13 protein-coding genes are annotated in these 12,947 nt (G+C 69.3%); 9 read left to right on the top strand and 4 right to left on the bottom strand.

Going from position 1 to position 12,947, the window contains the following annotated elements; genetic code table 11:
* On the bottom strand, window positions 1–1,230 hold a 1,230-nt coding region (locus HV783_RS28445), incomplete at its 3' end, for a DUF748 domain-containing protein (protein WP_254604085.1).
* A gap of 325 nt (window positions 1,231–1,555) precedes the next feature.
* Between HV783_RS28445 and moaC the strand changes: the two genes are divergently transcribed.
* From moaC to HV783_RS28420, 5 genes are read left to right on the top strand one after another with little or no spacing between them, the layout of a single operon-like run.
* Window positions 1,556–2,044 carry a cyclic pyranopterin monophosphate synthase MoaC gene (moaC, locus tag HV783_RS28440; protein WP_049075645.1) on the top strand — a complete coding sequence of 163 codons (489 nt, stop codon included), beginning with the start codon at window positions 1,556–1,558 and terminating at the stop codon, window positions 2,042–2,044.
* Window positions 2,025–2,276, top strand: a complete 252-nt coding sequence (locus HV783_RS28435) for a MoaD/ThiS family protein (RefSeq protein ID WP_006386671.1) — start codon at window positions 2,025–2,027, stop codon at window positions 2,274–2,276. The genes moaC and HV783_RS28435 overlap by 20 nt, the downstream gene beginning before the upstream one ends.
* A gap of 5 nt (window positions 2,277–2,281) precedes the next feature.
* Entirely contained in the window at window positions 2,282–2,764 is a 483-nt protein-coding gene (locus HV783_RS28430; protein WP_054417111.1) for a molybdenum cofactor biosynthesis protein MoaE, read from the top strand.
* On the top strand, window positions 2,761–3,285 hold the full coding sequence (moaB, locus tag HV783_RS28425) for a molybdenum cofactor biosynthesis protein B (protein ID WP_064527957.1): 525 nt from the start codon (window positions 2,761–2,763) through the stop codon (window positions 3,283–3,285). Before HV783_RS28430 ends, moaB begins: the two co-directional genes overlap by 4 nt.
* 5 nt (window positions 3,286–3,290) lie before the next feature.
* Complete coding sequence (locus HV783_RS28420; RefSeq protein ID WP_049075650.1) at window positions 3,291–4,496, top strand: molybdopterin molybdotransferase MoeA; 1,206 nt, start codon at window positions 3,291–3,293, stop codon at window positions 4,494–4,496.
* On the opposite strand, the gene mobA is transcribed toward HV783_RS28420, so the two are convergent.
* Genes mobA through HV783_RS28405 form a run of 3 tightly spaced genes read right to left on the bottom strand, consistent with a single transcriptional unit; the run spans window position 4,481 to window position 7,303 of the window.
* Entirely contained in the window at window positions 4,481–5,104 is a 624-nt protein-coding gene (gene mobA, locus HV783_RS28415) for a molybdenum cofactor guanylyltransferase MobA (RefSeq protein WP_082381440.1), read from the bottom strand. The genes HV783_RS28420 and mobA overlap by 16 nt on opposite strands.
* On the bottom strand, window positions 5,097–6,191 hold the full coding sequence (moaA, locus tag HV783_RS28410; RefSeq protein WP_064527961.1) for a GTP 3',8-cyclase MoaA: 1,095 nt from the start codon (window positions 6,189–6,191) through the stop codon (window positions 5,097–5,099). The genes mobA and moaA overlap by 8 nt, the downstream gene beginning before the upstream one ends.
* Window positions 6,192–6,226: 35 nt before the next feature.
* Entirely contained in the window at window positions 6,227–7,303 is a 1,077-nt protein-coding gene (locus HV783_RS28405) for a substrate-binding domain-containing protein (RefSeq protein ID WP_175190295.1), read from the bottom strand.
* A gap of 158 nt (window positions 7,304–7,461) precedes the next feature.
* On the opposite strand from HV783_RS28405, the gene HV783_RS28400 reads away from it, so the two are divergent.
* The 4 genes from HV783_RS28400 to HV783_RS28385 all read left to right on the top strand — a co-directional run.
* Window positions 7,462–8,019 (top strand): formate dehydrogenase subunit gamma, encoded by a 558-nt coding sequence (locus tag HV783_RS28400; RefSeq protein WP_054417107.1) that lies wholly within the window; start codon window positions 7,462–7,464, stop codon window positions 8,017–8,019.
* Complete coding sequence (locus tag HV783_RS28395; RefSeq protein WP_175190294.1) at window positions 8,016–9,587, top strand: formate dehydrogenase beta subunit; 1,572 nt, start codon at window positions 8,016–8,018, stop codon at window positions 9,585–9,587. Before HV783_RS28400 ends, HV783_RS28395 begins: the two co-directional genes overlap by 4 nt.
* Before the next feature lie 13 nt (window positions 9,588–9,600).
* Window positions 9,601–12,477, top strand: coding sequence for a formate dehydrogenase subunit alpha (gene fdhF, locus HV783_RS28390; RefSeq protein ID WP_175190293.1), 2,877 nt, complete (start codon window positions 9,601–9,603; stop codon window positions 12,475–12,477).
* 19 nt (window positions 12,478–12,496) lie between these two features.
* On the top strand, window positions 12,497–12,947 hold a 451-nt coding region (locus tag HV783_RS28385), incomplete at its 3' end, for a formate dehydrogenase accessory sulfurtransferase FdhD (protein WP_175190292.1).

Genomic DNA, 12,947 nt, shown 5'->3' with positions numbered 1-12,947 from the left:
GTCGTTGGGCGTGGAGGCGGCGGCCGGGGCCGCGGGCGCCGGGCTGCTGGTGGCGGCCTGGGCGGTGGCCGCAGGGGCAGGCTTGGCGGCCTGGGCGGGATCGGTCGCGGCCGGCTTGGCGGCGGTCATCGCGGCGGGTTGGGACGTCGGCGCCGGGCCGCCCAACTGTTTGAGCTTGTCGACCACGTCCTGCCAGTTCAGGCGCTGGTTGCTGTAACGGCGCGCATACACCTGCGGCGCCCACAGGTCGACGCCGCCCACGTACACCTGGCGCGCGATCGGTTCGAGTTCGAGGCGGGTGACGGTCAGCGCGCTCCAGGCCGCCAGGCTCTCGCCGGCGCTGTCGCGCAGGTCGAACTGGCGCAGGCCCAGGTCGCCGACCACGCGGATCTTGGGCGGCGCGTCCTTGGGCTGCTCGAACACGACCTGCAGGTTCGAGTCGAGCAACGCGCGTTCGAGCTTGAACGGCAGCGGCATGGGCCAGACGTCGGCCCATTTTTCCAACTGCAGCCCGCTGAAGGCGACCCGCAGGGTCGACGACGGCACCTTGTCGAAAGGCCGCGCCACGCCGGTCAGGTCGAACGGGCTGCCGTTGATGCGCAGGTGCAGGCGCGGCTGCACGTCGATGTCGGTGGCGTAGCCGAAGGTGGAGATGAACGGCACGCCGATGGCCAATTCGTCCACCACCTGCTTGCGGCCGGTGACTTTGTCATCGAGCGTGATGACGCCGCCCTCGATCACCATGTTGTTCAGCGAGAAGCGCGGCAGGCCTTCATCGGGCTTGGGCGGCTCGTCCGGCGTGGGGGCCGTCATCTCGGCCACGCGCTGCTGCACGTCGGAGAAGTTGAAGCGGGTGACGTCCTCGCGCACAAGCGACAGCGTCGGCGAGCGCAGCGTGAAGCGGTCGACCACCGGCGCGAACCAGAACAGCGAGGTCCAGGCGGCGCTGACGTTCAGTTCCGAGGCCGTGAACAGGGGCGTCTGCGAGCCGGGCTGCGCCACGGCGAGATCCTGCGCGCGCACGGTCAGGGTGAAGGGATTGAAGGTGATCTTGCCGACCGCGACGTCGCGGCCCAGCATCTTGGCCACGTCCTGGGTCAGCACGTTGTGCAGCACCTTGGGCACCTGCCAGGCGGCGATGCCACAGAGGATCAGCGCCGTGGCCACGACGCCCAAGAGGATCTTGCCTAAGCGGCGGGTGAACCGGAACTTGGGCATCCGCAAGGGCATTGTGCGTCTCCTGGTACGAATCGAAGGCCATTATCGCGTCCTTCGAGCAAATTGGGGGGCTTTTTGCAACGCGGCATCGCGCCGCGGCGCCACAAGCGCAAATGCCCCCGCAGGGGCACGAAAGCGCGAGCCGGGCCAGCGCGGCGGCCCCTGGCGCGGCCTGAAAACCGGTCGGCGGGAGCGACGCCAAGGCCACGGCGGCCGCGCTTATCTTTCCTCAAAGCGCGGCGGGTGGCGGCTCGTCTATCATAGGCGCATCAGCGGCCCGCCACGGCCTGCCGGGACCGCTCTTTTCAATCATTAACAATTCTCGATCCCGATTCCCATGTCCACGCCCGCCCCCACCTTGAGCCACCTGGATGAAGCCGGCCAGGTCCGCATGGTCGATGTCATCGGCAAGACCGATACCGAACGCGTCGCCATCGCCACCGCCAGCGTCCGCATGAACGCGGTGGCCTACGGCCTGCTGACGCAGCCCGGCCAGGGCAAGGGCGAAGTGCTCAACACCGCGCGCGTCGCCGCCATCCTGGCGGCCAAGCGCTGCGCCGAGCTCATCCCCCTGTGCCACAGCCTGCCGCTGTCGTTCGTCGGCGTCGAATTCGCGCTGGACGACGCGGCGCACCGCATCGACATCCTGGCCACCTGCCGCACCAGCTACAAGACCGGCGTCGAAATGGAAGCCATGACCGCGTGCAGCGTCGCCGCGCTCACCATCTACGACATGTGCAAGGCGGCCGACAAGGGCATCGTGATCGAACAAGTTCGCCTGAAGTACAAGGCGGGAGGTAAAAGCGGTGAATGGCGCAACGATTAATCTTCTGTACTTCGCCCGCGTGGCCGAACTGGTCGGCAAGCGCTCCGAAGCCTGGCCGGTCGACGGCGAGTCCACCGGCGCGCAGTTGCTGGCCGCGCTTGGCGAACGCTATCCGCAACTGGCCCCGGCCGGCCGCCTGAAGCTGGCCATTAACCAGACCCACGCCAAGCCATCGGCGCCGATCCGCGCGGGCGACGAGGTGGCGGTGTTCGAACCCGTCACCGGAGGCTGAGCGTCATGGTCATCGTGCAGGAAGCCGACTTCGACGGCGCCGCGCTCACCGCCGCCCTGCGCGCCAGCGCCGGGCCGGGCGTGGGCGGCATCGTCACCTTCGTGGGCTACGTGCGCGACTACGCACCGGACACGCCCACCGACACGCTTTACCTGGAACACTACCCCGGCATGTGCGAGCGCGAGCTCGAAGACATCGCCGCCACCGCCCGCGCGCGCTGGAACCTGGACGGCACGGTGATCGTGCACCGGGTCGGCGCCCTGGCCCGCAATGCCCAGATCGTGTTCGTGGCCGCGGCCAGCGCCCATCGCGGCGACGCCTTTCGCGGCTGCGAATTCATCATCGACGCGCTCAAGACCCGCGCGCCCTTCTGGAAGCGCGAGACCCTTGCGGGTGGCGACAGCTTCTGGGTGGAACAGCGCCAATCCGACCAGGACCGCACGCAGTCCTGGGACGCCGACACCCCGACCCCCAAGGAGACTCCATGAACGACGCCTCCCCCGTCTCGCTGGCCTGCGCCGTGCTGACGGTCAGCGACACCCGCAGCGCCGGCGACGACACCTCCGGCAACCTGCTGGCCAACAGCCTGGCCCAGGCCGGCCACCAATGCGTGCGGCGCGAGATCGCCAAGGACAACATCTACCAGATCCGGCGCGTCATCAGCGACTGGATCGCCGATCCCGAAGTGCAGGTCATCCTGACCACCGGCGGCACCGGCTTCTCGCACGGCGACCACGTGCCGCAGGCCATCCTGCCGCTGCTGGACCGCGAGATTCCCGGCTTCGGCGAACTGTTCCGCCAGATCTCCTACGAGGAAATCGGCAGCTCCACCATCCAGTCGCGCGCCTTTGCCGGCGAGGCCAACCAGACCCTGCTGTTCTGCCTGCCCGGTTCGAACAACGCCTGCGAGACCGCCTGGAACCGCATCATCCGCGAGCAGCTCGACAGCGGCCACCGCCCCTGCAATTTCGCCACGCACTTCCAACCCCGCGACCAAGAAGACCACTGATACCCATGCTGGATTTCGACCAAGCCCAGACCCTGCTGGCCAACGCGGCCGCCCCCCTCGCGCGCCGCGAACACGTCGGCCTGGACGAAGCGCCGGGACGCGTGCTGGCGGCCGATCTTGACGCCACGGTGGACATTCCGCCGGCCGACAACAGCGCCATGGACGGCTACGCGCTGCGCCTGGCCGACTGGCAGCCGGGCGCGCGCCTGCCGATCCAGCAGCGCTGCTATGCCGGCGACACGCCCGAGCCGCTCAAGCCCGGCCACGCCATCCGCCTGTTCACCGGCAGCCTGATTCCCGCAGGCGCCGACGTGGTGGTGATGCAGGAAGACACGCACGAGGCCGACGAGCAGGTCGAGATCACGCGCCAGCCCCGTCCCGGCCAGCACATCCGCCTGCGCGGCGAAGACACCCTGGCCGGCGCCCCGCTGCTGCCCGCCGGCACGCAATTGCAGGCCGCCCACGTGGCGCTGCTGGCCTCGCAGGGCCTGGCCAGCGTGCCGGTCTACGGCCGCCTGCGGGTGGGCATCCTGACCACCGGCGACGAGCTGGTGGCGCCCGGCGGCGCGCGCGAACCGGCGCAGATCTACAACTCCAACGGCCCGATGCTGGCGGCGCTGGTGCGCGGCATGGCCGCCGAGCCGGCCTTGGTGCTGCATGCCCGCGACACCGAGGACGACCTGCGCGGCGCCTTCAAGACGCTGCTGGCCGAATGCGACCTGGTGCTGAGCGTCGGCGGCGTGTCGGTCGGCGAGCGCGACCTGGTCAAGCCGGCCCTGGCCGCGCTGGGCGGAGAACTGTCGCTGTGGAAGGTGCGCATGAAGCCGGGCAAGCCGGTGGCGCTGGCCATGATCGGCGACAAGCCGGTGGTCAGCCTGCCGGGCAATCCGGTGTCGGCCTACGCGGTGTTCGCGATGCTGGTGTCGCCGCTGGTGCGCCGCATGCAGGGCCGCGAGGAACTGTTCCCGCCGGTGAGCCGGCTGCCGCTGCGCACCGAGCATCCGCGCCTGGACAGCCGCGAGGAATTCCTGCGGGTGCAGCGCCGCGCCGCCGACGACGGCAACGCCGAGCTGGTGCCGTACGGCCACCAGGGTTCGGGGGTGATCAGTTCATTGCCGTGGTCGACCGGCCTGGCGCGCCTGCCGGCCGACGTGCAGGTGCAGGACCGCGACCGCGTGCCCTACTACGACCTGCGTCACTGGCTGGCGTAGCGCTCGGCCGCCGCCAGTTCCTCGGGCGTGTTCAGGTTCATGAACGCGCCGGGCGCGTCATCGAACGGCGCGCCCACCGCTCCCACGCGCGACTGCCACAGGCCGACCTTGCGTTCGCCGGCCGCGAGATAATCGCGCAGCGCCGGCAACAGCGACGCGCGCAGCCCCATGCAGGCCGGATGGCGCTGGCCGCCGGCCACCGCATAGGCCAGCGGCGCCCCCGCCGTTTGCGCTGCCGCGATCAGGCGCTGGGCCAGGTCGGCCGGCAGGAACGGGGTGTCGCATGGCGTCACCACCAGCCACTCGCACGGCGCGGCCGCCGCCAGGCCGGCGGCCAGGCCCGCCAGCGGCCCCTGCCAGGCGCCCAATTCGTCGGTATCGTCGGCCACCACCCGGCCATAGCGGGCGTAGCTGTCGGCATTGCGGTTGGCGCTGAGAAGCAGCGGCCCGACCTGCGGCGCCAGGCGCCGCGCCACGTGCGCCACCAGCGGCTCGCCACGCAGCAGGACCAATCCCTTGTCGCTGCCCTGCATGCGCGAGCCCTGGCCGCCGGCCAGGATCAGGCCGGCCACCTGTTGCCGGTCGAAAACGGGCGCGGGGTCAACCACCGATGTAGCTCATCTCGACCTTGCGGGCCGGGTCGGCCATGTTGCGGCCGCGCTGTTCGGAATAGTTGTCGCCGCGGGCGGCCCAGATGCCCGTGAGGATGGCGGCCAGTTCGTCGTCGCTGGCGCCGTCGCGCAGCGGCGCGCGCAGGTCGTGGCCTTCGTGGCCGAACAGGCACAGGAACAGCTTGCCTTCCGGCGACAGGCGCGCGCGCGTACAGCCGCCACAGAAGGCATGGGTGACGCTGGAGATGACGCCGATCTCGCCGCCGCCGTCGCGATAGCGCCAGCGCTCGGCGACGCGGCCCATGTCGTCGGTGGAGATCGGTTCCAGCGGGTGAATCGCGCCGATGCGCGCCAGCACTTCCTCGCTGGGCACCACTTCGGTCAGGTTCCAGCCGTTGGTGTTGCCCACGTCCATGTATTCGATGAAACGCAGGATGTGGCCGCTGCCGCGGAAGCGCTCGGCCATTGGCAGGATCTGCGCGTCGTTCAGGCCGCGCCGCACCACCATGTTGACCTTGACGGGCGCCAGCCCGGCCGCGGCGGCGGCGTCGATGCCGCGCAGCACGTCGTCGGGCGTGAAACCGCTGTCGCTCATATCCTGGAACATGCTGGCGTCCAGCGCGTCCAGGCTGACCGTGACGCGCTTCAGGCCCGCGTCCTTGAGCACCGCGGCCTTGCGTTCGAGCAGGCTGCCGTTGGTGGTGAGCGTCAGTTCCAGCGGGTGGCCGGCGGGCGTGCGCAGTCCCGACAACAGGCCCACCAGGTTTTCCACATGCTTGCGCAGCAGCGGCTCGCCGCCGGTCAGGCGGATCTTCTCGACCCCCAGCCGGGTGAAGACGCCGGCCAGCCGCGCGATTTCCTCGAACGACAGCAGGTCGGCATGCCGCATGAAGACGTAGTCGCTGTCGAACACCTCGCGCGGCATGCAGTAGGTGCAGCGGAAATTGCAGCGGTCAGTGACCGAGATGCGCAGGTCGCGCAGCGGCCGCGCGCGCCGGTCGAGCGCGGGCTGGCCCGCGGGCGGCGGCGCCAGGGGTGCCGGACGCTCGGTGCGGCGATCAGCCAGGAGGATCACTTTGCTCATGGGAACATCATAGCCCGGCGCACACGGCGGCGCGCCTAGGAAAATGCCTCTTCAAGGGTCTGCAGGCGGCCGGTATCGCGCGCGTCGTAGCCGACCAGTTGGCCGACGTAGCCGACGTAGTCGGGGCTGCGCATGATGGACAGCAGGTCGCGCATGGCGGGCGTCTCCAGCGCGTTCTTGCGGATGGCGAAGAAATAGCGCTCGCGCACCAGCGGAATGAAATCCAGGCCGAAGCGGCAGGCGGCGGTCTCCACGCCCACGCCGGTGTCGGCCATGCCGCTGGCGATGTGGGCGGCGATCGCCATGTGCGTGAATTCGTTGGTTTCGTAACCCTGCACTTCACTGATCGAGACGCCGGCGCGTTGCAGCATCAGGCCGATCAGGTAACGGGTGCTGGAGCCGATCTGGCGATTGACGAAGCGCACGTCCTGGCGCGCCAGATCGGCGATGCCGTGGATCCGCTTGGGGTTGCCGCCCACGACGAACAGCCCGGTATTGCGCATCGCCAGATGAATCAGCAGGTACTCGTCGGCGTGCAGCCACTGGGCGTAGCGATCCATGATCGGCGCCTCGAAGTCGCCCAGCGGCACCTGGAAGCCCGCCAGGTCGCATTCGCCGCGCTCGAGCGAGGCCAGCGCCTCGATCGCGGTGCGATAGCGCAGCTCCAGGCCGGGCTTGCGCCCGCCCATGTGTTCCATCAGCGATTCCACCGCGAACCCGTGACTGGCGTGCAGCCGCAGGTGCGGACCGTTTTCCGGCAGCAGCCGCGCCAGTTCTTCCTGCAGTTCGGAGGCCAGGCTGTCCAGCGTGGGCATCAGCCGCGCCTCGATGCGGCGATTGGCCCACAGCAGGCGCTGCGCAAACGGCGACAGTTGCGTGCCCTGGCGCCGGTTGGTGATCAGCAGTTGGGTGCCGAAGATACCCTCGAACCGCCGCAGCACGCCCCAGGCGTGCCGGTACGACAAATCACAGGCGCGGCAGGCGCCGGCGATGTTGCCGGTGGCGTCGATGGCGGCCAGCAACGCCAGCATGTCCTGAAGCGGCACGGGGGCGCCGTCGTCTCCACCCAAGGTCCATTGCGGCCGCAGGCCGATTCGGAACTTATATGTCATTTATTTCTTATTGAAGGCGATTAATTACCTGTTTAGAGTACACAAATAACGCGAGGCAGGGGAAATTTATATGTTTTTCATTGCATATAAATAGGCCTGACCTCCCATCACAACAGCCCCCCCCCCTACGGGGCCCAGCACTCCTGGAGGAGACCGCCATGCGTCAGCGCGAGGCAAAATCCGATCTGGCTTCCACCGGCGGCGCCCGTGGCGGCGCCATGGCCCTGGACGCCGCCCAGGCCTCCGCCAGCCCCGCCGTGGCGACCACCGCCCGCATCCTGGCCCGCCTGAAAGACCAGCCCGGCCCCTTGCTGCCGGTGCTGCACGCGGTCCAGCACGAACTGGGCTGTATTCCGGCCGAGGCGGTGCAGACCATCGCCGAGGCCCTGAACCTGTCGCGCGCCGAAGTCCATGGCGTCATCACCTTCTATCCCCACTTCCGCAGCGAACCCGCCGGGCGCCACACGCTGGAAGTGTGCCGCGCCGAGTCCTGCCAGGCGATGGGCGGCGAACAACTGGCCGCCCATGCGCGCCAGGCGCTGGGCTGTGATTTCCACGCCAGCACGCGCGACGGCGACTTCACGCTGGAGCCGGTGTACTGCCTGGGCCTGTGCGCCCAGTCGCCGGCGGTGATGCTGGACGGCCAGCCGCACGCCCGCGTCACGCCGGCCAAGCTCGACCGCCTGCTGCATCGCGCGCGGGAGGCCGGCCAATGAGCGCTCCCACCCTGATCTACGTGCCGCGCGACGCCGCGGCGCTGGCCATGGACGCCGACGCCGTGGCCGCCGCCATCGAACTGGCCGCCGACGAACGCGGCCTGGCCGTGCAGGTAGTGCGCAACGGTTCGCGCGGCCTGCTGTGGCTGGAGCCGCTGGTGGAGATAGGCACGCCCGCGGGCCGCGTGGCCTACGGGCCGGTGCAGCCCGAGGACGTGCCAGCCCTGTTCGACGCCGGCTGGCTGACGGGCGGCGCGCATCCGCTGGGGTTGGGCCTGACCGAGGAAATTCCGTATCTCAAGCAGCAGGAACGCCTGACCTTCGCCCGCGTCGGCGTGATCGATCCGCTGTCCCTGCAGGATTACGCCGCGCACGGCGGCCTGCAGGGCCTGAAGCGCGCGCTGGCCATGGAGCCGGCCGCCATCGTCGAAGAGATGGTCACCTCCGGCCTGCGCGGGCGCGGCGGCGCGGCCTTTCCCACCGGCATCAAGTGGAAAACGGTGCTGGGCTCGCCGGCCGACCGCAAGTACATCGTCTGCAACGCCGACGAGGGCGATTCGGGCACCTTCGCCGACCGCCTGCTGATGGAAGGCGACCCCTACGTGCTGATCGAGGGCATGACCATCGCCGGCCTGGCGGTGGGCGCGACCTACGGCTACATCTACGTGCGTTCCGAATACCCGCACGCCATCGCCACGCTGGAGGCCGCCATCGAGCGGGCGCGCAGCGTCGGCTGGCTGGGCGACGACGTGCACGGCAGCGGCCGCCGCTTCGACCTGGAAGTGCGCAAGGGCGCCGGCGCCTACATCTGCGGCGAGGAGACCTCGCTGCTGGAAAGCATCGAGGGCAAGCGCGGCGTGGTGCGCGCCAAGCCGCCGCTGCCGGCGATCTCGGGCCTGTTCGGCAAGCCCACGGTCATCAACAACGTGATCTCGCTGGCCACGGTGCCGATCATCCTGGCCAAGGGCGCGGCCTATTACCGCGACTACGGCGTAGGCCGCTCGCACGGCACCCTGCCCTTCCAGTTGGCCGGCAACCTCAAGCAGGGCGGGCTGGTGGAAAAGGCCTTCGGCCTGAGCCTGCGAGACCTGCTGTACACCTTCGGCGGCGGCAGCGCCTCGGGCCGGCCGCTGCGCGCGGTGCAGGTCGGCGGCCCGCTGGGCGCCTACCTGCCGGAATCGCAGTGGGACGTGCCGCTGGACTACGAAGCCTATGTCCAGATCTCGGCCATGATCGGCCACGGCGGCCTGGTGGCATTCGACGACACGGTCGACATGATGCGCATGGCGCGCTATGCGATGGAATTCTGCGCCATCGAGTCCTGTGGCAAGTGCACGCCCTGTCGCATCGGTTCCACCCGTGGGGTGGAGACCCTGGACAAGATCGCCGCTGGCGGCCCGGGGCGCGAACAGCAGGTGCACCTGCTGCGCGACCTGTGCGACACCATGCTGGGCGGATCGCTGTGCGCGCTGGGGGGCATGGCGCCCTATCCGGTGCTGTCCGCGCTGAACCACTTCCCGCAGGACTTCGGCATCGAGTCCTCGCAGTCCGCCGCCCATCCCGCCTGAAGCCGAGACCGCCATGCTAGAAACCGTCATCAAGCGCGACCGCGACCTGGGCACCCCGGCGCGGGTGTCCGAAAAAACCGTCACCCTGACCATCGACGGCCAGGAAATCACCGTGGCCGGAGGCACCTCGCTGATGCGCGCGGCCGCCGAGGCCGGCATCAACATCCCCAAGCTGTGCGCCACCGACAGCCTGGAGCCGTTCGGCTCGTGCCGCCTGTGCCTGGTGCAGATCGAGGGCCGCCGCGGCTATCCCGCCTCGTGCACCACGCCGGCCGAGAACGGCATGGTGGTCTTCACCGAAACGCCCAAGCTGCACGACCTGCGGCGCGGGGTGATGGAGCTGTACATCTCCGACCATCCGCTGGACTGTCTGACCTGCCCGGCCAACGGCGACTGCGAGCTGCAGGACATGGCCGGCGTGGTGGGCCTGCGCAACGTGCGCTACGGATACGACGGCGCCAACCACTTGAAGAGCGAGAAGGACGAGTCCAACCCGTACTTCACCTACGACGCCTCCAAGTGCATCGTCTGCAACCGCTGCGTGCGCGCCTGCGAGGAAACCCAGGGCACCTTCGCGCTGACGATCTCGGGCAAGGGCTTCGAATCGCGCGTGTCGCCGGGGCAGGACCAGCCATTCCTGGACAGCGAATGCGTGTCCTGCGGCGCCTGCGTGCAGGCCTGTCCGACCTCGACCCTGCAGGAAAAGACCGTCATCATGATGGGCCAGGCCGAGCATTCGGTGGTCACCACCTGCGCCTATTGCGGCGTGGGCTGCGGCTTCAAGGCCGAGATGAAGGGCCAGGAAGTGGTGCGCATGGTGCCGTGGAAGGACGGCCAGGCCAACCGAGGCCACTCGTGCGTCAAGGGCCGCTTCGCCTGGGGCTACGCCACCCACAAGGAGCGCGTGCTCAAGCCGATGATCCGCAAGCGCATCACCGATTCCTGGCGCGAAGTGTCGTGGGAAGAGGCGATCGAGTACGCGGCTTCCGAATTCCGCCGCATCCAGGGCCAGTACGGCCGCGACGCGGTCGGCGGCATCACCTCGTCGCGCTGCACCAACGAGGAAACCTGGCTGGTGCAGAAGCTGGTGCGCGCCGCGTTCGGCACCAACAACGTCGACACCTGCGCCCGCGTGTGCCATTCGCCCACGGGCTATGGCCTGAAGCAGACGCTGGGCGAATCCGCCGGCACCCAGACCTTCGACTCGGTGATGCACACCGACGTGGTCATCGTCATGGGCGCCAACCCGTCCAGCGGCCATCCGGTGTTCGCCTCGCGCCTGAAGCGCCGCCTGCGCCAGGGCGCGCGGCTGATCGTGATCGACCCGCGCCGCATCGAGCTGGTGAGTTCGCCGCACATCAAGGCCGACTTCCACCTGCAGGTGCGGCCCGGCACCAACACCGCGCTGCTGTCATCGATGGCCCACGTCATCGCCACCGAAGGGCTGATCGACGAGGCCTACGTGGTCGAGCGCTGCGAGGCCAAGGCGTTCCAGGAATGGCGCGACTTCGTCTCGCTGCCCGAGAATTCGCCCGAAGCCATGGCCGAGATCACCGGCGTGCCGGCGCAGGCCGTGCGCGGCGCGGCGCGCCTGTTCGCCACCGGCGGCAACGGCTCGATCTACTACGGCCTGGGCGTGACCGAGCACAGCCAGGGATCGACCACCGTCATGGCCATCGCCAACCTGGCCATGGCCACCGGCAACGTCGGCCGCGAAGGCGTGGGCGTGAACCCGCTGCGCGGCCAGAACAACGTGCAGGGCTCGTGCGACATGGGCTCGTTCCCGCACGAGCTGCCGGGCTACCGCCACATTTCCGACAACGTGGCGCGGGCGCAGTTCGAGCAGGACTGGGGCGTGACGCTGCAACCCGAGCCGGGCCTGCGCATTCCCAACATGTTCGAGGCCGCGCTGGGCGGCACCTTCAAGGGCCTGTACTGCCAGGGCGAGGACATCGTGCAGTCCGACCCCAACACGCAGCACGTGGCGGCGTCGCTGGCGGCGATGGAATGCATCGTGGTGCAGGACCTGTTCCTGAACGAGACCGCCAAGTACGCGCACGTGTTCCTGCCGGGTTCGTCGTTCCTGGAAAAGGACGGCACCTTCACCAACGCCGAGCGCCGCATCTCGCGCGTGCGCAAGGTGATGGAGCCGAAGAACGGCAAGGCCGACTGGGAAGTGACCGTGGCGCTGTCGAACGCGCTGGGCTATCCCATGAACTACCGCCACCCGCGCGAGATCATGGAAGAGATCGCGCGCCTGACGCCGACCTTCAGCGGCGTCAGCTACGAGAAGCTGGACAAGCTGGGCAGCCTGCAATGGCCGTGCAACGACGACGCGCCCGAAGGCACGCCGATCATGCACATCGACAGCTTCGTGCGCGGCAAGGGCAAGTTCATGATCACCAAGTACGTGCCGACCGACGAGCGCAGCACGCGCCGTTTCCCGCTGCTGTTGACCACCGGCCGCATCCTGTCGCAATACAACGTGGGCGCGCAGACCCGCCGCACGCCCAACGTCATGTGGCACAGCGAGGACGTGCTGGAGATCCATCCGCAGGATGCCGAAGACCGTGGCGTCGCCGAAGGCGACTGGGTCGGCATCCAGAGCCGCTCGGGCGAGACCGTGCTGCGCGCGACCCTGACCGACCGGGTGCAGCCGGGCGTGGTATACACCACCTTCCACTTCCCCGAGTCCGGCGCCAACGTCGTCACCACCGACAGTTCCGACTGGGCCACCAACTGCCCCGAGTACAAGGTCACGGCCGTGCAGGTCACGCGCGTGTCCCAGCCGTCGGAATGGCAGCGGCAATGGTCGCGCTTCGCGGACATCCAGCAGAAGCTGCTGCGTGAACGCTCGCGCGAGAACGAAGCCGTGACGTCGGGGAAATAACCCGACAGCCGAGCCCGCCATGGACCCCAGCGCCCCTCCCCCTTCCTCCCGCCCCGAGCACGTGGCGGCCCAGGTGACCCGCGTGCGGGCCGGCGCCATCGCGCCCGGCGCCGAAGGCGACAACCTGGCCGAGGAAACCCCGGTGGCGCTGGAGTTCAACGGCATCAGCCACGCCACCATGCTGGCCACGCCCGCCGACCTGGAGGACTTCGCCGTCGGTTTTTCGCTGTCGGAAGGCATCATCGACAGCGTGACCGACGTGCGCGGCATCGACGTGCTGCCGCAATGCGACGGCATCGTGGTGCAGATCGAGATATCCAGCGCCTGCGAGGCGCGGCTGAAATCACGCCGCCGCGCCATGGCCGGGCGCACCGGCTGCGGCCTGTGCGGCGTCGAGACGCTGCCCGAGGTGCTGCGGCCGGTGACGCCGGTGCCGGCCGGCGCGCCGCTGCCGGTGGGCGCGGTGCTGC

This window comes from Achromobacter dolens, from assembly GCF_902859745.1.
GTDB lineage: Bacteria > Pseudomonadota > Gammaproteobacteria > Burkholderiales > Burkholderiaceae_B > Achromobacter > Achromobacter dolens.
The sequence above is the reverse complement of the archived record's forward strand: the minus strand, read 5'-3'. Positions and strand labels throughout refer to the sequence as shown.